Genomic DNA, 216 nt, shown 5'->3' with positions numbered 1-216 from the left:
GAGTACCTCGGTGAGGGTGGGGTCCCCGGTGAGATCGACTCGTAGTACGAGGGTGTTGACGAAGAACCCGACCAGCTCGTCGAGCGCGGGGTCGTCGCGGCCGGCGACGGCGAGCCCGACCGCCACGTCGGGGCCGGCGCTGATCTTCGACAACAGGATCGTCAAGGCGGCTTCGATCACCATGAAGGTGGTGGCGTTGTGTTCGCGCGCTGTCCG

1 protein-coding gene is annotated in these 216 nt (G+C 67.1%); it reads right to left on the bottom strand.

What is annotated here, in order from left to right; genetic code table 11:
* On the bottom strand, nt 1–216 hold a 216-nt coding region (locus tag IRT45_RS36550), incomplete at both ends, for a condensation domain-containing protein (protein ID WP_194810302.1).

Origin of the sequence: Nocardia sp. BSTN01, from assembly GCF_015354405.1 — a bacterium.
In the GTDB taxonomy this organism is placed as follows: Bacteria; Actinomycetota; Actinomycetes; order Mycobacteriales; family Mycobacteriaceae; genus Nocardia.
This window is presented reverse-complemented; position numbering and strand designations above follow the sequence as displayed.